Origin of the sequence: Enterobacter sp. CPE_E1241 (genome assembly GCF_045618265.1) — a bacterium.
Lineage (GTDB): Bacteria > Pseudomonadota > Gammaproteobacteria > Enterobacterales > Enterobacteriaceae > Enterobacter > Enterobacter adelaidei.
On record NZ_JBIWYV010000001.1, the window covers coordinates 4,410,212 to 4,431,819 of the forward strand.

19 protein-coding genes are annotated in these 21,608 nt (G+C 53.8%); 7 read left to right on the plus strand and 12 right to left on the minus strand.

All coding sequences use genetic code 11. The annotated features are described in order from the left end of the window. Nucleotides 1-141 precede the first annotated feature (141 nt). A complete protein-coding gene (degQ, locus tag ACJ9Y9_RS21570) occupies nt 142-1,509 on the plus strand; it encodes a serine endoprotease DegQ (protein WP_028017008.1) in 1,368 nt (455 codons plus the stop codon). Between the two features lie 92 nt (nt 1,510-1,601). Next, entirely contained in the window at nt 1,602-2,669 is a 1,068-nt protein-coding gene (gene degS, locus ACJ9Y9_RS21575) for an outer membrane-stress sensor serine endopeptidase DegS (protein WP_028017007.1), read from the plus strand. Nucleotides 2,670-2,759: 90 nt separating this feature from the next. On the opposite strand, the gene mdh is transcribed toward degS, so the two are convergent. Then, nucleotides 2,760-3,698 carry a malate dehydrogenase gene (gene mdh, locus ACJ9Y9_RS21580; RefSeq protein WP_028017006.1) on the minus strand — a complete coding sequence of 313 codons (939 nt, stop codon included), beginning with the start codon at nt 3,696-3,698 and terminating at the stop codon, nt 2,760-2,762. A gap of 397 nt (nt 3,699-4,095) precedes the next feature. Here mdh and argR point away from each other — a divergent pair, with 397 nt between their 5' ends. From argR to yhcN (ACJ9Y9_RS21595), 3 genes are all read left to right on the plus strand, one after another. Further along, nucleotides 4,096-4,566: a transcriptional regulator ArgR gene (gene argR / locus ACJ9Y9_RS21585; protein ID WP_028017005.1), complete on the plus strand. Its 471-nt coding sequence runs from the start codon at nt 4,096-4,098 to the stop codon at nt 4,564-4,566. A 374-nt stretch (nt 4,567-4,940) separates the two neighbouring features. Then, entirely contained in the window at nt 4,941-5,204 is a 264-nt protein-coding gene (gene yhcN / locus ACJ9Y9_RS21590) for a peroxide/acid stress response protein YhcN (RefSeq protein WP_032666799.1), read from the plus strand. Nucleotides 5,205-5,314: 110 nt separating this feature from the next. Beyond that, nucleotides 5,315-5,581, plus strand: coding sequence for a peroxide/acid stress response protein YhcN (gene yhcN, locus ACJ9Y9_RS21595; protein WP_024906332.1), 267 nt, complete (start codon nt 5,315-5,317; stop codon nt 5,579-5,581). 66 nt (nt 5,582-5,647) lie between these two features. On the opposite strand, the gene ACJ9Y9_RS21600 is transcribed toward yhcN (ACJ9Y9_RS21595), so the two are convergent. The 5 genes from ACJ9Y9_RS21600 to aaeX form a co-directional block, all read right to left on the minus strand. Continuing rightward, nucleotides 5,648-5,920, minus strand: coding sequence for a barstar family protein (locus ACJ9Y9_RS21600; RefSeq protein ID WP_008502839.1), 273 nt, complete (start codon nt 5,918-5,920; stop codon nt 5,648-5,650). A gap of 45 nt (nt 5,921-5,965) precedes the next feature. Continuing rightward, nucleotides 5,966-7,420 (minus strand): NAD-dependent succinate-semialdehyde dehydrogenase, encoded by a 1,455-nt coding sequence (locus ACJ9Y9_RS21605; protein WP_028017003.1) that lies wholly within the window; start codon nt 7,418-7,420, stop codon nt 5,966-5,968. A gap of 89 nt (nt 7,421-7,509) precedes the next feature. Then, the gene (gene aaeB / locus ACJ9Y9_RS21610) at nt 7,510-9,477 is read right to left on the minus strand and encodes a p-hydroxybenzoic acid efflux pump subunit AaeB (RefSeq protein WP_028017002.1); all 1,968 of its coding nucleotides are present in this window, start codon (nt 9,475-9,477) and stop codon (nt 7,510-7,512) included. Nucleotides 9,478-9,482: 5 nt separating this feature from the next. Continuing rightward, nucleotides 9,483-10,415: a p-hydroxybenzoic acid efflux pump subunit AaeA gene (gene aaeA, locus ACJ9Y9_RS21615; RefSeq protein WP_028017001.1), complete on the minus strand. Its 933-nt coding sequence runs from the start codon at nt 10,413-10,415 to the stop codon at nt 9,483-9,485. Between the two features lie 7 nt (nt 10,416-10,422). Continuing rightward, a complete protein-coding gene (aaeX, locus tag ACJ9Y9_RS21620) occupies nt 10,423-10,626 on the minus strand; it encodes a p-hydroxybenzoic acid efflux pump operon protein AaeX (RefSeq protein ID WP_003860416.1) in 204 nt (67 codons plus the stop codon). 179 nt (nt 10,627-10,805) lie between these two features. On the opposite strand from aaeX, the gene aaeR reads away from it, so the two are divergent. Continuing rightward, the gene (gene aaeR, locus ACJ9Y9_RS21625; RefSeq protein ID WP_028017000.1) at nt 10,806-11,732 is read left to right on the plus strand and encodes an HTH-type transcriptional activator AaeR; all 927 of its coding nucleotides are present in this window, start codon (nt 10,806-10,808) and stop codon (nt 11,730-11,732) included. A 219-nt stretch (nt 11,733-11,951) separates the two neighbouring features. Next, nucleotides 11,952-12,566: a YagU family protein gene (locus tag ACJ9Y9_RS21630; RefSeq protein ID WP_028016999.1), complete on the plus strand. Its 615-nt coding sequence runs from the start codon at nt 11,952-11,954 to the stop codon at nt 12,564-12,566. A gap of 47 nt (nt 12,567-12,613) precedes the next feature. On the opposite strand, the gene tldD is transcribed toward ACJ9Y9_RS21630, so the two are convergent. From tldD to mreC, 6 genes are all read right to left on the minus strand, one after another. After that, nucleotides 12,614-14,059: a metalloprotease TldD gene (gene tldD / locus ACJ9Y9_RS21635; protein ID WP_028016998.1), complete on the minus strand. Its 1,446-nt coding sequence runs from the start codon at nt 14,057-14,059 to the stop codon at nt 12,614-12,616. A gap of 84 nt (nt 14,060-14,143) precedes the next feature. Continuing rightward, entirely contained in the window at nt 14,144-17,947 is a 3,804-nt protein-coding gene (yhdP, locus tag ACJ9Y9_RS21640) for an AsmA2 domain-containing protein YhdP (protein WP_028016997.1), read from the minus strand. A gap of 41 nt (nt 17,948-17,988) precedes the next feature. Then, complete coding sequence (gene rng, locus ACJ9Y9_RS21645) at nt 17,989-19,458, minus strand: ribonuclease G (protein ID WP_028016996.1); 1,470 nt, start codon at nt 19,456-19,458, stop codon at nt 17,989-17,991. Further along, nucleotides 19,448-20,041, minus strand: coding sequence for a nucleoside triphosphate pyrophosphatase (locus ACJ9Y9_RS21650; protein WP_028016995.1), 594 nt, complete (start codon nt 20,039-20,041; stop codon nt 19,448-19,450). Before ACJ9Y9_RS21650 ends, rng begins: the two co-directional genes overlap by 11 nt. A gap of 9 nt (nt 20,042-20,050) precedes the next feature. Beyond that, the gene (mreD, locus tag ACJ9Y9_RS21655; protein WP_028016994.1) at nt 20,051-20,539 is read right to left on the minus strand and encodes a rod shape-determining protein MreD; all 489 of its coding nucleotides are present in this window, start codon (nt 20,537-20,539) and stop codon (nt 20,051-20,053) included. Next, a complete protein-coding gene (gene mreC, locus ACJ9Y9_RS21660; protein WP_023309400.1) occupies nt 20,539-21,555 on the minus strand; it encodes a rod shape-determining protein MreC in 1,017 nt (338 codons plus the stop codon). The genes mreD and mreC overlap by 1 nt, the downstream gene beginning before the upstream one ends. Between the last annotated feature and the right edge of the window lie 53 nt (nt 21,556-21,608).

Consider the following 21,608-nt stretch of genomic DNA (forward strand, 5'->3'; position numbering starts at 1 on the left):
AGCGATTGCGCCCGTCCTTTCTTCATGACCCCAGCTATCATTTAGTTAAGCACCTCATTGTTCAGCGGTTTAAAATTCAATAACATCAACGTGTTTTTGGGGCCGTTTTTCCTTTATTCCAGGTTACGAGAGTCAACATCGATGAAGAAAAAAAACCAGCTGTTGAGCGCTATCGCGTTAAGTGTCGGGTTATCTCTCTCGGCGTCCTTCCCTGCCCTTGCCGCCATCCCCTCTCAGGTGCCCGGTCAGGCAGCCATTCCAAGCCTCGCACCGATGCTGGAAAAAGTGTTGCCTGCGGTCGTCAGCGTACAGGTTGAGGGTACGGCTGTACAAAGCCAACGCGTACCGGAAGAACTGAAAAAATATTTTGGCGATGAAGCTCCCGACCAGCAGGCTCAGCCTTTTGAAGGTCTGGGTTCAGGCGTCATTATTGATGCGGCCAAAGGCTATATTCTGACCAACAACCATGTCATCAGCCAGGCCGATAAAATCAGCGTACAGCTTAATGATGGACGTGAATTTGATGCCAAACTGATTGGCGGCGATGACCAGAGCGATATCGCGCTGTTGCAGGTGCAGAACCCGAGCAACCTGACTCAGATTACCATTGCGGACTCCGACAAACTGCGTGTCGGTGATTTTGCCGTTGCCGTGGGCAACCCCTTTGGTTTAGGGCAGACCGCCACCTCCGGGATCGTCTCGGCGCTGGGACGTAGCGGCCTGAATCTGGAGGGGCTGGAAAACTTTATTCAGACGGATGCCTCCATCAACCGTGGGAACTCCGGCGGGGCATTGCTCAACCTGAATGGCGAGCTGATTGGGATTAACACGGCTATTCTGGCCCCTGGCGGCGGCAGCATTGGAATTGGTTTTGCCATCCCCAGTAACATGGCCAAAACGCTTGCCCAGCAGCTGATCCAGTTCGGTGAAATCAAGCGCGGGCTGTTGGGGATCAAGGGAATGGAGATGAGCGCGGATATCGCCAAAGCGTTCAACATCAACGTGCAGCGGGGCGCATTTGTGAGTGAAGTCCTGCCAAACTCCGGTTCGGCAAAAGCCGGCGTGAAATCGGGCGATGTGATCGTCAGCCTGAATGACAAGCCGTTGAGCAGCTTCGCAGAGCTACGTTCACGCATTGCCACGACAGAACCTGGCGCCAAAGTGAAGCTGGGCCTGATTCGTGACGGCAAGCCGCTGGACGTTGAAGTCACGCTGGATAAGAGTACCTCGTCTTCTGCCAGTGCGGAGCTTATCGCCCCTGCGTTACAAGGGGCAACGTTAAGCGATGGGCAACTGAAAGACGGTACGAAGGGTATTAGCATCGACACCGTTGAGAAGAGCAGCCCTGCCGCGCAGGCCGGATTACATCAGGATGATGTCATCATTGGCGTAAACCGTAATCGCGTGCAATCCATTGCCGAGCTGCGCAAGGTGCTGGAAAGTAAACCGGCGGTTATTGCCCTGCAGGTTATGCGTGGCAATGAATCTATCTATATTCTGTTGCGCTAAGCATTTGCGATGCCGGACATCACCGCTGCGTGTGATGTCCGGATAACTCATGTTATGCTGCAAATCGTCCCTTTTTTAACGACACGCGCATCATGCTTTTAAAGCTCTTACGTTCAATTGTCATCGGTTTGATTGTCGCTGGCCTGCTGCTGGCGGCAATGCCGTCTTTACGTCAGTTTAATAAACTGACGGCTCCCCAGTTCGACAGTACGGATGAAACGCCTGCCACCTACAACCAGGCCGTTCGCCGTGCCGCACCTGCCGTGGTGAATGTCTATAACCGCGGCCTTAATAGCTCAACCCATAACCAGCTGGAGATCCGCACCCTCGGTTCCGGGGTGATTATGGACGAGCGCGGCTACATTATTACCAACAAGCACGTGATTAACGATGCCGACCAGATTATCGTTGCCCTGCAGGATGGCCGCGTGTTTGAGGCGTTACTCGTGGGGTCTGACAGCCTGACCGACCTGGCCGTCCTGAAAATCAACGCCACGGGAGGTTTGCCGATCATTCCCATCAATCGCAAACGTACCCCTCACATTGGCGACGTCGTCCTGGCTATCGGTAACCCTTATAACCTGGGCCAGACGATTACCCAGGGAATTATCAGTGCGACGGGTCGTATTGGCCTCAACCCCTCCGGGCGGCAGAACTTCCTGCAAACCGATGCGTCGATCAACCGCGGTAACTCCGGCGGTGCGCTGGTTAACTCACTGGGTGAGCTGATGGGTATAAATACCCTCTCGTTCGACAAGAGCAACGACGGCGAGACACCGGAAGGGATCGGCTTTGCCATTCCGTTCCAGCTGGCGACCAAAATTATGGATAAACTGATCCGTGATGGACGGGTGATCCGTGGTTATATCGGAATAGGTGGCCGTGAAATTGCACCAATGCATAACCAGGGCGGCGGTATTGATCAGATTCAGGGCATCGTGGTCAACGAGGTATCACCTGGCGGCCCGGCAGACAACGCGGGAATTCAGGTTAACGATGTCATTGTGTCAGTTAATGGTACGCCAGCGGTCTCGGCACTGGAGACCATGGACCAGGTCGCAGAGATCCGACCGGGCTCTATTATCCCTGTTGAAGTCATGCGCAATGATAAGAAACTCACGCTGCAGGTGACGGTTCAGGAATACCCGGCAACAAACTGACAGCCATAAAAAAACCGAAGCCAGTGAGTGCTTCGGTTTTTTTTGCCGGGTGGCGCTAACGCTTACCCGGCCTACGAGAGACGGTTCGTTTTACTTGTTAACGAACTCTTCGCCCAGGGTGATATCTTTCTTCAGGGTATCCAGCATGCCTTCCATCGCGTGTTGTTCAAACGCGCTCAGTTTGCCGATAGGCTGACGTTCTTCGATACCATTTTTACCCAGCAGCAGCGGTTGAGAGAAGAAGCGAGCGTGTTCGCCGTCGCCTTCAACGTAAGCGCATTCAACAACGCCTTTCTCACCCTGCAGAGCGCGAACCAGTGACAGACCGAAACGTGCAGCCGCCTGGCCCATAGACAGAGTTGCAGAACCGCCACCCGCCTTCGCTTCCACCACTTCGGTGCCCGCGTTCTGGATACGTTTGGTCAGGTCAGCCACTTCCTGCTCGGTGAAGCTTACGCCTGGGATCTGCGACAGCAGAGGCAGAATGGTGACGCCAGAGTGTCCACCAATGACCGGAACTTCCACTTCTGTTGGCTGTTTGCCTTTCAGCTCAGCAACAAAGGTGTTGGAACGGATAATATCCAGCGTGGTCACGCCGAACAGTTTGTTTTTGTCGTAAACACCCGCTTTCTTCAGCACTTCTGCCGCGATAGCAACAGTGGTGTTCACCGGGTTAGTGATGATACCGATGCACGCTTTCGGGCAGATTTCAGCAATCTGCTGCACCAGGTTTTTCACAATGCCTGCGTTGACGTTGAACAGGTCTGAACGATCCATACCAGGCTTACGTGCCACACCTGCAGAAATCAGCACCACGTCGGCACCCTGCAGTGCAGGACGCGCGTCTTCACCGGAGAAGCCTTTGATTTTAACAGCTGTCGGGATGTGGCTCAGGTCAACCGCCACACCAGGGGTTACCGGAGCAATATCGTACAGGGAGAGTTCTGAGCCTGAAGGCAGTTGGGTTTTCAGTAGTAGGGCAAGCGCCTGGCCGATACCACCAGCAGCGCCGAGGACTGCGACTTTCATCCTAAACTCCTTATTATGGTTAACTTAAGTATCTGTAACTCCGTTGCGGCGACCATAATTCAGCGAGTAAATAATTACAATTTTCGTAGCTAAAGAATTTGAGGTCACGCGACTTTATCTCTCACCAGAAGACTATCTGACAACAGACGGCAACGAATTAAGAGGTGGTTACAATACACCCTGCCCCGCCACCAAAACAACATCATTTTGATAACATTTAATTTACTTTTAAGCTTATTTGCGCGGCGTGACCCAGGCATGTTTTCTGATAACGAAATCTGATAAAATCACTCCCTTTCATAACATTATTTCAGACTACCTCCCGGTAGATAATTTGCATAAAAATTCATCCACATGCATAATAATGTTGTTTCTATCGTCATATTCCGGGTGACTTATGCGAAGCTCGTCTAAGCAAGAAGAATTAGTAAAGGCGTTTAAAGCGCTACTCAAAGAAGAGAAATTCAGTTCTCAGGGAGAAATTGTTCAGGCGTTACAGGCACAAGGTTTCGATAACATCAATCAGTCGAAAGTCTCCCGCATGTTAACCAAATTTGGCGCGGTGCGTACCCGTAACGCCAAAATGGAGATGGTCTATTGCCTGCCAGCTGAACTTGGCGTGCCGACAACCTCCAGCCCGCTGAAGAATTTGGTTCTGGATATCGACTATAACGACGCCGTCGTAGTGATCCACACCAGCCCTGGCGCTGCGCAGTTGATTGCTCGCCTGCTGGATTCCTTAGGTAAAGCGGAAGGTATTCTCGGCACAATCGCCGGGGACGACACCATCTTTACCACTCCGGCAAATGGTTTCTCCGTCAAAGACCTCTACGAGGCAATTCTGGTTCTGTTCGAACAGGAACTCTAATCCCCTCTCCCCGTAGCACCGCTGCGGGGATCGTTCTGCTCCCGCTGCGTTTCCCTCTCGATTCCACTGCCCTGACTTTGACAAATAGTGCTTTTTACTGCCTATTAACATTCATCTGGTGAATGCTAAATCAAAAAATCGCACAAAAAATAAAAATCCTATATCCATATGATTTAATTAGAGATCAATGCATAAAAAGGACAAAAAACACCCAACATTATGCAGTTTGGTTATAAAAAACGCATTGGTTAACACGTAATAACAACCGGAACAATTAGTCTGGTATTAATTTTTACTGTTATTAGTGTATACTTGATTTTGTGATGAGGGTCACGAAACAAGACCCCACTAAAAAATTCGACGAGGTAAAAATCATGAACATTAAAACTACTGTAGCGGCGCTGAGCGTCCTGTCTGTCCTGTCATTCGGTGCTTTCGCTGCTGATTCAATCAATGCTGATCAGGCGCAATCCCGCCAGGCAATCGGTACGGTTTCTGTCGGTGCAATCGGTACGTCCCCGATGGACATGCATGAGATGCTGAACAAGAAAGCGGAAGAACAGGGTGCATCATCCTACCGCATCATTGAAGCTCGTTCAGGTGACCACTGGCACGCTACTGCTGAGCTGTACAAATAAGTTTTAGCAATAACTGAAGACATAAATCTCCACTCAACGGCACCAGGCATAAAAATAGCTGTTTAACCCTTCTCGCCGTTGAGCAACAACCCTATTCAGGAGTAAAGACTATGAAAACCAAATTGATCATCGCAACCCTCGGTCTGGCCTCAGTTCTCTCTTTCGGCGCAAGTGCAGCCGTACAGCAAGTGAATGCCGACCAGGCACAAAATCTGCAGCCTATGGGCAGTGTATCCGTAACGTCTGTAACTGGTTCACCAATGGATATTCGTCACGAACTGGCCGCAAAAGCTGAAAAAGCAGGTGCCAGCAGCTATCGTGTCACCGAACTGAATCAGGGTGACCACTGGCATGCTACGGCAGAACTGTATAAATAAAACCTCGTCGTATTTCATCATACGACTTGCCCCTGACCTGCTGGTCAGGGGCTTTTTTTATGTCATTCAATGGCGCGCGTTAAAACGCAGTTGCCCTTCCAGCTCTTCTTCCGCTTCATCGAACAGTAATATCAGTGCGCCAAAACGTCTGCGCAGCTTATCGGGTAAATGAATGAACTCAATCTCCAGCGGGAGTGGCAACAGACTGCCGGTCACCACGTCCCACAGGGTATCCAGATTCGTCACGCTTTCCCGTTCAAGATCAAACACGCGGATAAATTCACGATAGAAGTCTTCCTGACTGTCGATCTCGTCAAAATCAAACGTATAGGTTTTCATTGCCAGCCACCCAGTCCAGGCGAGCGGCAGTTGCCGCCCGGTCTATTATAATCCCCCGATATGCAGGGTTTTGACTTCCAGATATTCTTCCAGCCCCAGCACGGAGCCCTCGCGTCCAAGGCCTGACTCTTTTACCCCGCCAAAAGGCCCGAGTTCCGTAGAGACGGCGCACTCGTTAATGCCAATCATCCCGCTCTCGATGGCCTGAGAAACACGGAAAACGCGTGAAAGGTTTTGGGTGTAGAAGTAAGCCGCCAGGCCATAAGGCGTGTTGTTGGCACGCTGGATGACCTCATCTTCTGAAGTGAAACGGAAGCACGCCGCAACCGGTCCAAACGTCTCTTCTTCTGCCAGCTTCATGCCTTCATGGCAGTCACCCAGTACGGTTGGCATCCAGAAATTCCCGCCAAGCGAATGGGGTTTCCCCCCTGCCAGCACGGTTGCCCCGCGGGCAACGGCATCGTCGACATGCTCACGCACCTTGTTGACCGCAGCAGGTTCAATCAGCGGTCCGACGACAACGCCCTCTTCAAGACCATTCCCCACCTTCAGCGCCTTCACCGCATCGGCAAGTTTATTCACAAACTTGTCGTAGACGGTTTCCTGAATATAGAAACGGTTAACGCTCACGCAGACCTGCCCGGCATTGCGGAATTTGTTGGCGATAGCACCCTTAACCGCTGCGTCGATATCCGCATCCTCAAAAACGATATATGGGGCATTTCCCCCCAGCTCCATTGAGACTTTTTTCATGGTGTCTGCGGCGTTACGCACCAGCGTTTTGCCGACGGAGGTAGAACCGGTAAAGGAGATTTTACGCACGTCGCGGCTGGCCATGATCGCATCGCTGATTTCATGGGTATTCCCGGCCACGGCGTTGAGAACACCGTCGGGCACACCGGCCTGTTTAGCCAGGGTAAGCAGCGCAAAAGCACTGAGCGGCGTGTTATTGGCCGGTTTGATCACCCCGGTACAGCCCGCAGCAAGCGCCGGGCCTAATTTACGGGTGAGCATCGCCATCGGGAAGTTCCATGGTGTAATCGCCGCGACCACACCAATGGGCTCGCGGGTTGCCAGAATGCGGGAACCGGGTTTGATCGGCGGAATAATTTCCCCGTTAGCGCGCTTGGCCTCTTCGGCAAACCACTGGATAAAGCTGGCCGCGTACTCCACCTCTCCTTCCGCTTCTTTCAGAGGCTTGCCCTGCTCGGTGGTCATTAACCGCCCGAGCCAGCTTTTATTTTCAATAATCAGTTCGTACCAGCGGTAAAGGATGGCCGAGCGTTCTTTCGCGGTTTTGGCTCGCCATGCCGGGAAAGCGTTGGTGGCTGCGGCAATCGCAGCTTCGGTTTCCGCTTTACCCGCTTTCGCGACTTTAGCGATGACCTCGCCGGTCGCCGGGTTAAGTACATCAAACGTCGTGTCCAGCGTTTTCCAGATACCATTAACCAGATACCCGGTCTGAAAAAGGATGTGGTCCTGAAGCGTCTCAGTCGTCATGTGTCCTCCCTTTCTGAATGTAAGAACGTGCTGGAATTAAGTATAGCCACAAAAAAACCGACGCTTTGGCGTCGGCTTTTTTACTTCAGTCAGTTATCTGTGAGGGCATTCTGGTAGCGGTGCAGCATAAACACCAGCCGTCCTACTGGCTCGGTTACCTGAGGCGGAGCTTCCCAGACTTTAAGCTTCTCCTGGTAGATATCGAGCTCTTCAAGCAGTTGCGTAAAGTAACTACGGCGTTTGTCATCGCTGGTCGCGGAAAGTACATGGTCGGCAGTGCGGCGTAGCTGACGGTGGAAAGCCGACAGATCGTCGTTGATCGGCACAGGTGCGTTACGCAGACGCTGGTGCGCGATGATCATGGTTAATGCCAGCCGGAACTTAGCGATGTCACCCGGGAACTTATTCAGCAGTAAAAACAGCTGCTGATAGAGCGCCGGTAAGTGGTTTTCTTTGCGACGTGCGGTATTGGTGGTCATCGACGACACGGCAGCGGAAACAAACTGGTTCAACAATACACGGCCCGTTCTTGCCTGTGAGTTATCGCGCACCAGCAGAATAACCATCATTGCCAGGAAACACCCCACCAGCTGACCCAATGCGCTGTCGAGGAACTGGCTGAAATGGAAGGTCATCGGGTTATCCAGCACAATGATGTTAATCGTACTGGCCAGCGCCCCCAACGATCCCAGACGGCGCTTTTGCACTTCTATACCGATAAAGAACGCCATCACCGCCAGGCTTATGCAAAGCAGCAACATGCTCTGTTGCGTGGACGGGATGATCACCAGGAAATAGAGCGCGCCTATCGGCAAGGCGGCAATGGTGCCATACAGGAAATCAATGGCGACCATACGCGGGTTGGGCAGACGCATCGCCAGTGCAGTCACAACGGCAATCATCACCATTGCACCGCTGCCGGACGTCCAGCCTGTCCACAACCAGAACAGCGTACCGAGCATGCAGGCGAGCGTCGTGCGCCAGAAGTTGACCATCGCGTGATGACGCTCGGCAGATTCCGCCTTAATCACCACTTCTCCCTGCAGCACCTCTTCTTCCGTAGCGCTGATTTTGGTATTGCTAACCACGCCGCGTTTCAGCAGCAGGTAGCGCGTCGCGGACCCGACCCAGGTGTAGATGGTCACTGGTGTGTCGCGTTCCCCTGTCCAGGCAATGACCCGCCGCATGCGCTTAAGCTGCTTATGCACGTCCTGCACGGTTTCCACCGGCTCGGCAAACAGCTCGCGGAACGTATCGGTCACCACTTCCGGACGGGTGTTCTGGATCAGATAGGTTTCGCACGCCTGGGTAATCAGCGTTAAGGAGACCGTATTGAGGGCTTTAAGGCGACGGTTAGCCCGGGCCCAGCGCGAAGACTCTATATTAAGGTTACTGCGCATCCCTTCCAGCGCCTGCGTGCGACGTACCAGCCCGCTCCAGGCCTTATCCACCTCTTCACTGTCACCATGCTTGATGCAGAGCTGCATCAGCTGGTACTGGGCAACAATCAACGCATCCAGCTCGCGATCCACCTCTTGCTTGATAGAGCGAGGGGAGAAAAGCAGGTCAGCAACAATCGCGCAAACAATACCAATCACAATCTCACTGCAACGCTCCACGGCGAACTGTGGCGCAAGCAGCGGCTCGCTTTGGATAGTAATGACGATAATCAGCGCGGTGTAACCCGCCAGTCCCCAGGCGTAGGAGTTTTCCACTTTCACCAGAGACGAGACCCAGGTACAGAAGCCCGCCCAGATACAGCACACCATCAGCATCAGCAGTGGGGTGCGGATCATCAAAATAATAATGGTCAGCGCCGCGAAACAGCCGATAAACGTCCCAATGATACGCAGCATCCCGCGATAGCGGATCGCACCAGAGTAAGGTTCACCACCGGCCGCAAATGCTGGACCAGCCGCGACAATTGCCGCCGTCAGCACCGCCCAGCGCGGGGTTTCAAGCTGGAAGTGGAAGCCAACAAACAGTGCCAGCACGATGGCACACGCCAGCTTCACGGCGAAGCGAATGTGTTGGTTGGCGATGGAGAAGATACCCATAGCGATTAGCCAAACTCGCGCAGACGGTGGGCAATTTTACGGAAGATCGACTCCTGGCTGGCATCCCGGTCTTTAGCGCCGGTAATCACCACCGTCGCCGTGGTACCCGCAGGCCACACATTCCCCTGCTGTTCGTCCAGATGGATACGCACCGGCACACGCTGAGCCAGACGCACCCATTCCAGGTTGGAGTCCACTGTCGCCATCCCTTTTGCATCCTTAGAACTGCTGGCGTTGGTCACCCCTGCCGCGACGCTGTCGACGGTACCTTTAAAGACGCGGTTACTGCCAAGCGGTGTAATTTCGGCACGATAACCCGGACGTACGCCTTCCAGTTTGGTCTCTTCCATATAAGCGAGCACGTAGAAGGAGTTCTGTTTAACCAGCGCCACGGCCGTTGAGCCACGAGTGATAAATTCACCGGCATAGACATTAAGGTTAGTGACCCAGCCATCGGCTGGCGCGCGGATCACGGTGCGCTCCAGATCGAGCTTTGCCAGATCGCGCGTCGCTTGCGCTTTGGCCATCTGGTGCAGCACGGTTTGCAGCACGTTATTGGACTGGTCGATCTCTTCGCGGGACATGGCCTGAATACCTAACTGGTTACGGCGGCCTGCCTCACGGCGTTTCTCTGCCGCCAGCGCCTGATAATAGGCCACGTCAGCTTCCGCTTCTTCCAGTGCTTTCTGGTAGCGAGGCTGGTCGATGGTGAACAGAACCTGATTTTTTTTCACCAGCTGGTTATCGTGAACGTTGACCGCCGTGATAAGACCGGCCACGTCGGGGGCTATGGCCACGACATCGGCGCTGAAACGCGCATCGCGTGTCCACGGTGACTCCGTGTAATAGACCCAGGCCCGAAAAATAGCGATGAAGGCGAGGATAACCAGTGCCATTGTGATGGCGGTTCGGGAGATTTTTCTTGTTAGTGTTTTCACATCAACCTCAGACAAACATGCGCGATATCAGGTAAAACAGGCAGCAATACAGCGCGGTATTGAACAATGCAGGGTGCCAGACGAAATCGTAGATCCCGGTAGGAACCAGCACCTTGCGCACCAGCCAGAAGATCGCCAGTGATAAAAGAAGCTCGAAAAATATCGGTGGGAACGACAGACCGAACACCACGATAACGGGAAACAGACTCATGTTGACCTTGATAAGAGAGAGTGCAGGCTACAGAATTTTTTAGCGCACGCCATCGCAGAAGAGCAAGAAATGCCGGGCGAGAATGGCGCAGCCGTTAAGTAATTAATAATATATTAACGTAACTGTTATGCTGTTATCTATAATATGTGATCTAAATCACTTTTAAGCCAGAGTGAACAATGGAACGTTTAAAACGCATGTCAGTCTTCGCCAAAGTGGTTGAACTGGGCTCTTTTACCGCTGCTGCACGCCAGCTTCAGATGAGTGTCTCTTCAATCAGCCAGACGGTGTCCAAACTGGAAGATGAGCTTCAGGTCAAGCTGCTCAATCGCAGTACCCGCAGCATCGGGCTGACAGAAGCGGGTAAAATTTACTATCAGGGTTGTCGCCGCATGCTGCTTGAAGTGCAGGATGTCCACGAACAACTCTATGCTTTCAACAACACACCTATCGGCACACTGCGCATCGGTTGTTCTTCAACTATGGCACAAAATGTCCTCGCTGCCATGACAGCGGACATGCTGAAAGAGTATCCAGGATTAACCGTGAATCTGGTAACGGGTATCCCTGCGCCGGACCTGATTGCTGACGGGCTGGACGTGGTGATCCGCGTTGGGGCATTGCAGGATTCCAGCCTTTTCTCGCGCAGGCTGGGCAGTATGCCGATGGTCGTTTGCGCCTCGAAAAGCTATCTGGCGCAGTACGGTGTCCCTGAGAAACCCGCCGATCTCACCAACCACTCATGGCTGGAATACAGCGTTCGACCCGACAATGAATTTGAACTGATTGCTCCGGAAGGGCTCTCCACCAGACTGCTGCCAGAAGGCCGGTTTATCACCAACGATCCAATGACCATTTCGCGTTGGTTAGTGGCAGGAGCCGGGATCGCCTACGTGCCGTTGATGTGGGTGATCAACGAAATCAACAGCGGTGTACTGGAGATCCTGTTCCCTCGCTACCAGTCCGATCCGCGCCCGGTATACGCCCTGTACACAGAAAAAGACAAGCTACCACTCAAGGTGCAGGTGTGTATTAACTATCTGACAGACTATTTTGTGGACGTGGCGGAGCTGTTTCAGGGGATGCGAGGAAGAAGTAAGGAATAATTGATTATCGCGGATAAGCATATATTATATGAATATGTCCTGGATGAGATGCACATTCATTCAGGAATATTCCCTCACCACTATCAGTAATAGCTAATTGACACTTCCGTTACCCTCCCCTTACCTTATTAGAAGTCTGGCACTCAGACTGTTATTAATTTGTTACTGATATGAATAATAAAATGTATTCCGCAGGATGACATTGAACAAGGAAAAGAAATGAATATATTTGAACAAACACCACCTTCGCGCAGGCGCTATGGACTCGCCGCGTTCATTGGTTTGATCGCAGGGATTGTCTCTGCATTCGTGAAATGGGGAGCGGAGGTGCCACTTCCACCACGTAGCCCTGGTGATTTATTCACTGCCGCATGCGGACCAGAGCAATTAATAAGAGCCGCAACTCAGATTGACTGCTCGCGTAATTTTCTCAATCCGCCTTATGTATTTTTACGCGACTGGCTGGGCGTCGTCGATCCTAACGCGGCGGTTTATACATTCGCCGGACATATATTTAACTGGGTCGGCGTAACACATATTATTTTCTCAATCGTCTTCGCCGTAGGGTATTGTGTAGTTGCGGAAGTCTTCCCGAAAATTAAACTCTGGCAAGGTTTGCTGGCGGGTGCGTTAGCCCAGCTTTTTGTCCACATGATCTCCTTCCCGCTGATGGGTCTGACACCGCCGCTGTTCGAACTTCCATGGTACGAACACGTCTCAGAAATCGTGGGTCATTTAGTCTGGTTCTGGTCGATCGAAATCATTCGTCGTGATTTGCGTAACCGCATCACGCACGAGCCCGATCCGGAAATACCGCTGGGTAACTTACGTTAAAAAAAAGGCGCTACCTCTGTAGCGCCATTTTTTTATGCATCGTCAGATCAGGCAGTGCCGCCCACCGTCAAATTGTCGACTTTCAGCGTCGGCTGGCCTACGCCAACCGGCAGGCTCTGCCCCTCTTTACCGCAGACGCCCACGCCGTTATCCAGCTTCAGATCGTTACCGACCATGGAAATCTGTTGCATGGCTTCAATACCGGAGCCAATCAGCGTCGCACCTTTCACCGCTTTGGTCACTTTACCCTTCTCAATCAAGTACGCTTCTGAGGTAGAGAAGACAAATTTACCGGAGGTGATGTCCACCTGACCGCCGCCAAAGTTTGGCGCGAAGATACCGTAATCGACGGATTCGATAATCTCCTGCGGTGTGGATTTTCCCGGCAGCATATAGGTGTTAGTCATACGCGGCATCGGTAGATGTGCATAGGACTCACGACGGCCGTTACCCGTTGGCGCTACGCCCATCAGGCGCGCGTTGAGTTTGTCCTGCATGTAGCCTTTCAGCACACCGTTTTCGATCAGCACATTGTATTGGCCAGGCGTACCTTCATCGTCGATAGCCACCGAGCCACGGCGATCGCGCATGGTTCCATCATCCACCACCGTGCAAAGCTCAGACGAGACAAGCTGCCCCATCTGGCCGCTGAATACGGATGTACCACGACGGTTAAAGTCACCTTCCAGACCGTGGCCCACCGCTTCGTGCAGCAGAACACCCGGCCAGCCAGCCCCCAGAACGACCGGGAATGTCCCCGCCGGCGCCGCGACGGCATTCAGATTCACCAGCGCCATGCGCACGGCTTCTTTTGCCCACGCGTCAGCGCGTGCTTCACCGTCAACATCGCCCAGGAACCAGTCATAGCCGAAACGGCCGCCACCGCCGCTTGAGCCGCGCTCGCGTTTGCCGTCGTCATCGACCTGCACGCTGATGGAGAGACGGACCAGTGGACGAACATCCGCGGCCAGAGTACCGTCCGTCGCCGCAACGAGAATCAGCTCATAGACGCCGCTCAGGCTGGCAGAGACTTCCTGCACACGCTTATCGGCAGCACGCGCCACTTTGTCCACGCGGCGCAGGATATCCAGCTTCTCTTCGCGGCTCATGCTCTGCAGCGGATCAATGCTGGTATAGAGCGCAGAGTGCTGCACTTCACCCAGCGTTTTCACACGACCATCGCCGGTATCACGCACAATGGTACGCGCAGCCTGAGCACTCTGCTCCAGCGCGGCCAGGCTAATCTGATCGGCATAAGCAAAACCGGTTTTCTCGCCGCTAACGGCACGGACACCGACGCCCTGGTCGATGTTATAAGAGCCGTCTTTGATGATGCTGTCTTCTAAAACCCAGGATTCGTGATAGCTCGACTGGAAATAGAGATCGCCGTAGTCGAGACGGCGTTCGGTCAGTTGACCAAGAATGGAGAACAGGTCCTGATGACTCAGGCCGTTCGCTGCGAGCAAATGTTCACTTACCAGGTTCAGACTCATCGTATTGCTACTCGTTCGTTGCCGCCTGTGGCGGTATAAAGATCGTATTTATTGAGAGTGAGGCAATTACCTGCCCACGTCAAATCATTGCTGTGCTTCTTTGCGCGGCTGGCGCAGCACTTCATTAATCTGCGGTTTATCTACCGGGCCGGTAATGTGGTAGCGCAGAATGGAAACCTTGCTCCATAGCGGACCCAGCACTTTACTGGCGGCAAACACCGCCGCACCAACAATCGGGTTCACCACAAAGGCCGCTGCCACGCCAACGCTCGCGGAAATTTCCGGTGCCACCACGGCTTCCATATCCAACTCTCGACGCACGAGATTGACCGAGCCTTTCATCGCGATATCCGCTTCCAGGCCGTCCACCAGCGTGTCGTCCGTATGCAGAACGCCATCCTTGATCCACGCCGTGCTGCGAATGGAATCGTAGTAGAAACCTTCGCTGAATGTGTCACTGAAATCGAAGCGCAGCTTGCGCAGCAGCGCATCAAAACTCAGCAGACGCAGGATCTGCCCGGCGCGCCCCGTGCTCACGTCGGCGATTTCACCTTTACCGAAGCGGGTTTTCAGAATGCCATTGAGCGAGGCTTCATCCGGCGTCCACGGCGCGGCACGCCAGTGAAGATCGTAATCAACATCAAATGACGAACCGCGAAGCGGCGTGGTAATGCCAAAGAAATTGGCCGCGGCATCCAGCTTGTTGCCTTTAATGTCACCCTTCAGGGAGGTACGCTGCTCGCCCGGGTTATTCACCCATTCGCCTGCGGCCGTCATGCGTCCAAAACCGGTATCGACCAGGCCACCGGTGAGCGTGAGCGTATTTCCCTGAATAGCGAAATCACCGTCGATACGGCCATATTTTTGCCCCCACAGCCAGCATTCAGCACAGCGCAACTGGAGATCGGGCCAGCCGTTAAAATCGACGCGAGCGGTTTTACTCAGCGGTGACGTCTCTGCCGGTTTATCTTTCCCGATCGTGGTGCTTGCCGGGTTGTAGTAGAGATAGCGGATCGCCGCCTGCCACGGCGCATGATTGCGCATGGTCAGTGCGCCATTGATCTCTCTGCCCTGAGCCTCGACTTTCGTGCCGTTAGGCGTTGGCTGAGAGACAATACTCAGGTTGTTCCACTGCTGTCCCCCCAGCATTAGTGACGGCGTGCGTACGGTAATGGTCTGCGGGAACTGAGCGGTTTCATCAACGTTTTGTCCAACACCTTTCTGGAACAGCGCCAGCCACTCAGCACCGTCCAAAGGCGGGAGATTCAGCTCAATGCCAGTCTGCTCCGGCAGCGGCGGTGTCGAGCGGCTATCAGTTGTCCAGATGGCTTTGTCGAGAGTGAGTTTGCGGTTGAGCAGCCAGCGGCTGTTGAAGTGGTTTGTCCCGCCCGCGCTTCCGGTCAGCTCGAAGCTGTTCAGGTTACCATCGACGTTAAGCTTTACTGGCAGCGGCAGTCCGGCCTGCTTATCCAGCGGTGCAGGTAGCTGGCTATGAAGGTTTTTCAGGTCACCCGTAATGTCGACCTTATAATGCGCGCCAGCGTGATAAGGTAGCTCAATTGCCACGTTCCCCTTCCAGGATGCCGAGCCATCCACTGACCCTTCAATCGGTTTCGGCAGGACATCCATACGCGCTGGCTGCCAGTTACCGTCGAGATTGACAGCCACCTGATACGCCTTTTCACCCTCGGTGGTCGTAAAGTCGATATTTACGGGCTGATTAAACCAGCTGGCAGTGAGCGGCTCGCTCTTCAGGTTACCGTTCACAAAGCTGAACTGCCCACTGAGATTTTTCAGCGTACTTTCAAGAGGTTTGATATACAGGCTGTTATTCTTCAGACGGACATCACCTTTGGCGGTGGTCATCTCACCGTCCAGCGGGATATCGAGATGTAAGCGAGCATTCACATCGCCATCAAGCTGCAGTTGCTGAAGCGTCGCCGCCAGCGACTCTTTCAACGGCGTCTCCTCAAAGTACGGTCCTACCGCTTTCCCTGGACCGTTGATATCCGCATCAATGAGCAGTTTCTCTTTTGAATAATCCGGGATGTTTGCCGTCAGATTGCTGGCCGTCACACCGCCCAGCGCGACGCTGTCTGACTTCATCCATAATCCGTCATTGAGGAAGTTAAGTTCGATATCCAGGTTTTTCAGCGCGGGCCAGCCCGGCTGGAACGCAAAGGTGGCGTTGTGCAACGGCACCAGTACCTGGAACTGACCTTCATTATGTTTGTACGGGAAAAGATGCGGGTTACCGCCATAGACCAGCGTGGCGTTCTCCGCCTGTCCGCCCTGGATCGCGCCGCTCAGATAGTCCACAAGCGCTTTCCCCATCAGGTTTTCCGGGAAATAGCGCCAGGCCTGAGAACCATCGTTGGTACTGATCCCGGCCAGAATACCCAACCACGGCTCATCACCTTCTGGTTGCAGATAGCGAAAATCACCGCGCGCATGTACGGCTTTGGCTTTTACGTCGATATGGCGGCCATCAAGCTGGAAGCCCTTATCGTTCTTGAGCCAGTTAAGTACCGCACTGCCTTGTTCAATTTCCAGTGGCGCGCGGAAGACCGTCTCGTAAGGCATTTTGGCGTCATGCATATCGACCGTCAGCCTGCCGTTTTCTACGCTGCCTTCCAGCTTGCCGCTAAAGTGCTCCGCGCCCGGCAGTAACTTCCACTGCTTCCAGGCAAGATCTTTCCAGGTTGCCTGAAAACGGGTTTTTTCCGTCGCCTGGAGCGGAATATCCAGCGCCAGCGTATCGATCTTTCCGCTCGGCTGCGTGGCCAGCCAGATTTCCCCGAGATCTGAAGAGAGCTTCGTCGCCATTGAGCGCAGGCCTTCTATTGCGGCCAAATCCAGGTTACTGGCGCGAATACGCAACTCATCGCTGCGTTTACTTTCCACACCGCCGACATCCTGCTCAGGCATCCAGGCAAGCGTCAGCGCGCCGCGCGGCCACGGTTTGTTGTCCATGGTGATGCGCGTGTCTGGAATGGCAAACTGCCAGCCCCCTTTCTCCTGCGTCACGTGCGCGGTGAGGTTATCAACGGAAAGCTGATGCTGCTGTTTTTCTCCCTTCCAGCTCGCTCCCCCCTGCTTCAACCAGATATCACCGCTGGCAAATTCGCCTTTCGTCAGGGTCATCCAGCCTTCAAGGCTGAAACGGGCGGTTTCCAGCTGCATATTTTGCTGAAGCCAGTCTCCCAGCCACGGTTTTACATCCACATCGTCGGCCTGAAGCCATACCTTGCCGTTGTTGAGCAAGCCATCGTCGTCTCGCAGATCCATGCGCACCTGCATCACGCCGTGCTGACCGTTCAGACTGGAGAGATTCACCTGCCCCTCGGCGCGGTGTCGATCCTTGCCATTCAACCAGGTCAACTGGGGGATCGCCAGTTCAGCGCGCTGGCCAGAAAGGGTAATAAAGCTCACTTCGCTGTCACGAAGATCGAAATGATCGAACTGACGCAGGAAGAGATCGCTGAAATGGTTGGCTTCAAGACCCTGGCTACTGTCACCACCCGACAGCGGCGTATTGGTCAAAAACTGGAGTTGATAAAAGGTGAGATCGCGAAACTGCCAGCGAAGATGCAGCAGGCTTTGCCAGACGTCCAGCGCCAGGGTCACGCGTTTGATTTTCAGGTAGCCGCCATCTTTCAGGCTGGCGTTGATATCCCGGACATCGAGTGTCGGGCCAAAATTCTGCCAGTTAGCACTGATCTGGCTTACATCTACCGGCACGCCGGTAGTGGATTCGATTTTCGCCAGCAGCTGCGGACGCCAGCTGTCCAGATGCGGTAATACGAGGCGTAGCCCGCTCACGAGCAACGCGACAATCACGACCAGCGTTGCCCCTGTAAGCAATAAAATCCCCGGCAATCGCCTCACGCATCTCTCCTTGTCAGCATTCGTCACGCAGCGTACTGCGCTTACATCATCACGACGTCAAACTGCTCCTGGTTATAGAGCGGTTCAATTTGTACTTTTACCTGTTTGCCGACAAAGATTTCCACTTCCGCCAGCGCGTGCGACTCTTCGCCTTTCAACGCTTCAGCCACCGCAGGGGAAGCATAGACCAGAAAACGATCGGAGTCGTAGGCATGATGAACACGCACGACTTCGCGCATGATTTCGTAGCAGACGGTCTCAACCGTCTTTACCGTTCCGCGTCCATGGCAGGTTGGACATTCATTACACAGTACATGTTCAACGCTTTCACGGGTACGCTTACGCGTCATTTCCACCAGCCCGAGCTGCGAGAAACCGTTGATGCTGGTTTTCACACGATCTTTACTCAGCGCCTGCTCCAGCGAGTGCAGCACGCGGCGGCGATGGTCTTCATTACTCATATCGATAAAGTCGATGATGATAATGCCGCCCAGGTTGCGCAGACGAAGCTGGCGCGCAATCGCCTGCGTCGCTTCGATGTTGGTATTGAAGATAGTGTCATCCAGGTTACGGTGACCAACAAACGCCCCGGTATTGATATCAACGGTGGTCATCGCTTCGGTCTGATCGATGATCAAATACCCACCAGACTTCAGTTCAACCTTGCGCTCAAGCGCACGCTGGATCTCGTTTTCGACATCATAGAGATCGAAGATCGGCTGACGCCCAGAGTAATGCTCCAGCAGGCCAGGCATCTCGGGGATGTATTCAGCGGTAAACTCCAGCAGGGCTTCATAGGTCAGGCGGGAATCCACGCGAATACGGTCGAGCTGTGCATCGGCAAAATCACGCAGAACACGTTGAGCAAGCGCCAGCTCACCATAGAGCTGGTAGCGGGTCTGGTTGCGTTTTTTACGCTCCATCACCTTGGTCCAGACGCGCTTCAGGTAAGCCGCATCAGACGCCAGGTCTTCTTCGCTGATCCCTTCCGCTGCGGTACGGATGATAAACCCACCCTGTTCATCGCAGTAGGCGCTGACCACTTTCTTCAGACGCTCGCGCTCGGTTTCACTCTCAATACGCTGCGAAACGCCCACGTGCGATGCGCCGGGCATAAAGACCAGATAACGGGAAGGTAAAGTGATGTCGGTGGTCAGACGGGCACCTTTGGTGCCGAGGGGATCTTTCACCACCTGTACCATCAGATCCTGACCCTGACGCACCAGTTCAGAAATATCGCGGACGGCAAATTGCTTTTGCTCTTCACCTGCAACGCACTCGGTGTGCGGCATGATATCGGAGGCATGTAAAAATGCCGCCTTATCCAGTCCAATATCTACAAAAGCCGCCTGCATACCCGGTAGTACACGACTGACACGACCTTTGTAGATATTGCCTACTATTCCGCGTCGCGCTTCGCGCTCAATATGAATTTCCTGAAGAATGCCACCATCAATGTAGGCCACACGGGTTTCCGATGGCGTTACGTTTACCAACAATTCAGCCGTCATAATTATCCCTTCCCTCACGCAGTGAGTTAAAATTGCTCAGCAACTCATACGTTTCCACCAGCGGTAAGCCGACTACGGCGTGATAGCTGCCATTAATCTTCCTGACAAAACAGCCACCCAGCCCCTGAATACCGTATGCACCTGCCTTATCCATCGGTTCACCACTGGCAATGTAAGCGGTGATCTCGTCGTCGGTAAGTACTCTGAATGTCACATCCGTCACGACCAGGCAATCCAGCACATTCTGGCTGTCTGCCAGTGCGACGGCCGTCATCACCTGATGCGTTTGTCCGGACATTTTGCGCAGCATACGCGCCGCATGATCGGCGTCGCGCGGTTTCTCAAGCACTTCACCGTTAAGAATAACGATGGTATCTGCCCCCAGCACCGGAAGGTCACGTGGCACACTGGCTACGCCAGCCTGCGCTTTCTCGCGCGCAAGGCGAGACACGTACTGTTGAGCACTTTCGCCCTCAGCACGTTTTTCTTCAATGCCGGTCACGATGCGTTCAAAAGATACCCCTAACTGCGTCAGGAGTTCCTGACGGCGCGGGGAGCCAGAAGCGAGATACAAAGACGTCATAGAAACCTTTTATTGCACGGCAAACTGCTGGCGAATCTTACGCATCAGCAGGAATAACCACGGCCAGAGCACACCGTTTACTACACTACTCCAGAACACTTCCGGTCGGAAAGAGACGTTGATCACTAAAAACTCTGCCCAGAAAACAACAATATCCGCAGCAAGCGACAACAACATCACCACCAGGGCCTGTTGCCAGAGCGCGAGGTTACGAAAGAGCTGGAATTTAAGTGCGACGAGGTACGCAATAATGCTCATGGACAACGCGCGCACGCCAAGCGTAGAGCCACTAATGAGATCCAGTATGGCACCCATCACAAAACCTGTGCCGACATTTACGCGATGCGGCAGGGCAAGGATCCAGTAGAGCAAAATGAGTAACACCCAGTTTGGCCGGAAAACAAGAATGTCATCCGGCCAGGGCATAACCTGCAGTAACAGCGCAATGAGAAACGAGAGCCAGATGACCCAGCGTCCCTGGCTACGATAACTTGCCACTACTGCCCTCCCGAAGAGAGTTTAGGCGGTGGTGGCGCATCCGGCAGCGGCTGCGTTAATCCTGTTGCTGGCGCCGGGACTGGCGCAGGCGGCCCCATGGAATCCGCAGGCGGGAGAACCTGCGGCATCATCTGCATCAGACGCTCATTCGCCACACGATGCACCTCTTCAGGTGTCATCGGATTAGCACCATTACGATCGGCGCCCCACAGCAGCAGCAGATAGCGCAGACGCTGTAAACCTGCGGTTGGACGCGCCTGAATCACGGTATAGGCACGCTGAGTATCGAGCTTCACCGAAGAGACCACCGCAACCGGATAGCCTTCAGGGAAACGTCCACCCAGACCGGAGGTCACCAGAACGTCACCGACACGGATATCCGTGTTCGCTGGCAGGTGTTCCAGTTGCAGATCGTCCGTACAACCGTTACCGGCGGCGATCACGCGAATGTCATTACGCAGGACCTGAATCGGCAGCGCATGGGTAGCATCGCAAATCAGCAGAACGCGGCTGGTCAGTTTGGCCACGGCAACAACCTGGCCCACAACGCCTTTATCACTGATGACTGGCTGACCTTCATACACACCGTTCACGCTACCTTTGTCGATCACAACCTGATCGCTGTAAGGATCGTTTACGGTGGAGATCACCTGCGTCACCATCTTCTGCTCATCCTGACGCAGCGGCGAGCCGAGCAGTTCACGCAGACGCGCGTTTTCCTGCTTGTATTGCCCCAGCATCAGCAGCTCGCTGTTTTTCAGCAGCAGTTCCTGGCGTAGCGCCCGGTTTTCGAGTTCGAGTTGGTCACGCGAAGACAGCGTTTGAGAAACGGAGTCGAGTAGTTCGCGGGGACCATTTGATACAAAGTAGAAAGGACTGACGGCGGTATCCATGTACGTTCTGATCTGACTGAACGTACCGAGGCGGCTATCGGCAATAATGACCCCAAGCGCCACCAGAACCGCCAGAATGAGGCGAAACTGTAGCGATGGGCCACGGCTAAAAATTGGCTTCATAGGCTATGCGTATTCTCGCGTCAGAGAGAAAGGGTAGCGATGCGCTACCCTTT

Excerpts from the sequence above, each read along its gene's own strand:
- ACJ9Y9_RS21630 (WP_028016999.1), top strand. The coding sequence starts at position 11,952 with ATGAATATATTTGAACAAACACCACCTTCGCGCAGGCGCTATGGACTC.
- tldD (WP_028016998.1), bottom strand. The coding sequence starts at position 14,059 with ATGAGTCTGAACCTGGTAAGTGAACATTTGCTCGCAGCGAACGGCCTG.
- degS (WP_028017007.1), top strand. The coding sequence starts at position 1,602 with ATGCTTTTAAAGCTCTTACGTTCAATTGTCATCGGTTTGATTGTCGCT.
- argR (WP_028017005.1), top strand. The coding sequence starts at position 4,096 with ATGCGAAGCTCGTCTAAGCAAGAAGAATTAGTAAAGGCGTTTAAAGCG.
- yhcN (WP_032666799.1), top strand. The coding sequence starts at position 4,941 with ATGAACATTAAAACTACTGTAGCGGCGCTGAGCGTCCTGTCTGTCCTG.
- aaeR (WP_028017000.1), top strand. The coding sequence starts at position 10,806 with ATGGAACGTTTAAAACGCATGTCAGTCTTCGCCAAAGTGGTTGAACTG.
- mreC (WP_023309400.1), bottom strand. The coding sequence starts at position 21,555 with ATGAAGCCAATTTTTAGCCGTGGCCCATCGCTACAGTTTCGCCTCATT.
- degQ (WP_028017008.1), top strand. The coding sequence starts at position 142 with ATGAAGAAAAAAAACCAGCTGTTGAGCGCTATCGCGTTAAGTGTCGGG.
- aaeB (WP_028017002.1), bottom strand. The coding sequence starts at position 9,477 with ATGGGTATCTTCTCCATCGCCAACCAACACATTCGCTTCGCCGTGAAG.
- rng (WP_028016996.1), bottom strand. The coding sequence starts at position 19,458 with ATGACGGCTGAATTGTTGGTAAACGTAACGCCATCGGAAACCCGTGTG.
- mdh (WP_028017006.1), bottom strand. The coding sequence starts at position 3,698 with ATGAAAGTCGCAGTCCTCGGCGCTGCTGGTGGTATCGGCCAGGCGCTT.
- ACJ9Y9_RS21650 (WP_028016995.1), bottom strand. The coding sequence starts at position 20,041 with ATGACGTCTTTGTATCTCGCTTCTGGCTCCCCGCGCCGTCAGGAACTC.
- yhcN (WP_024906332.1), top strand. The coding sequence starts at position 5,315 with ATGAAAACCAAATTGATCATCGCAACCCTCGGTCTGGCCTCAGTTCTC.
- ACJ9Y9_RS21600 (WP_008502839.1), bottom strand. The coding sequence starts at position 5,920 with ATGAAAACCTATACGTTTGATTTTGACGAGATCGACAGTCAGGAAGAC.
- aaeX (WP_003860416.1), bottom strand. The coding sequence starts at position 10,626 with ATGAGTCTGTTTCCCGTTATCGTGGTGTTCGGTCTGTCGTTCCCACCG.
- ACJ9Y9_RS21605 (WP_028017003.1), bottom strand. The coding sequence starts at position 7,420 with ATGACGACTGAGACGCTTCAGGACCACATCCTTTTTCAGACCGGGTAT.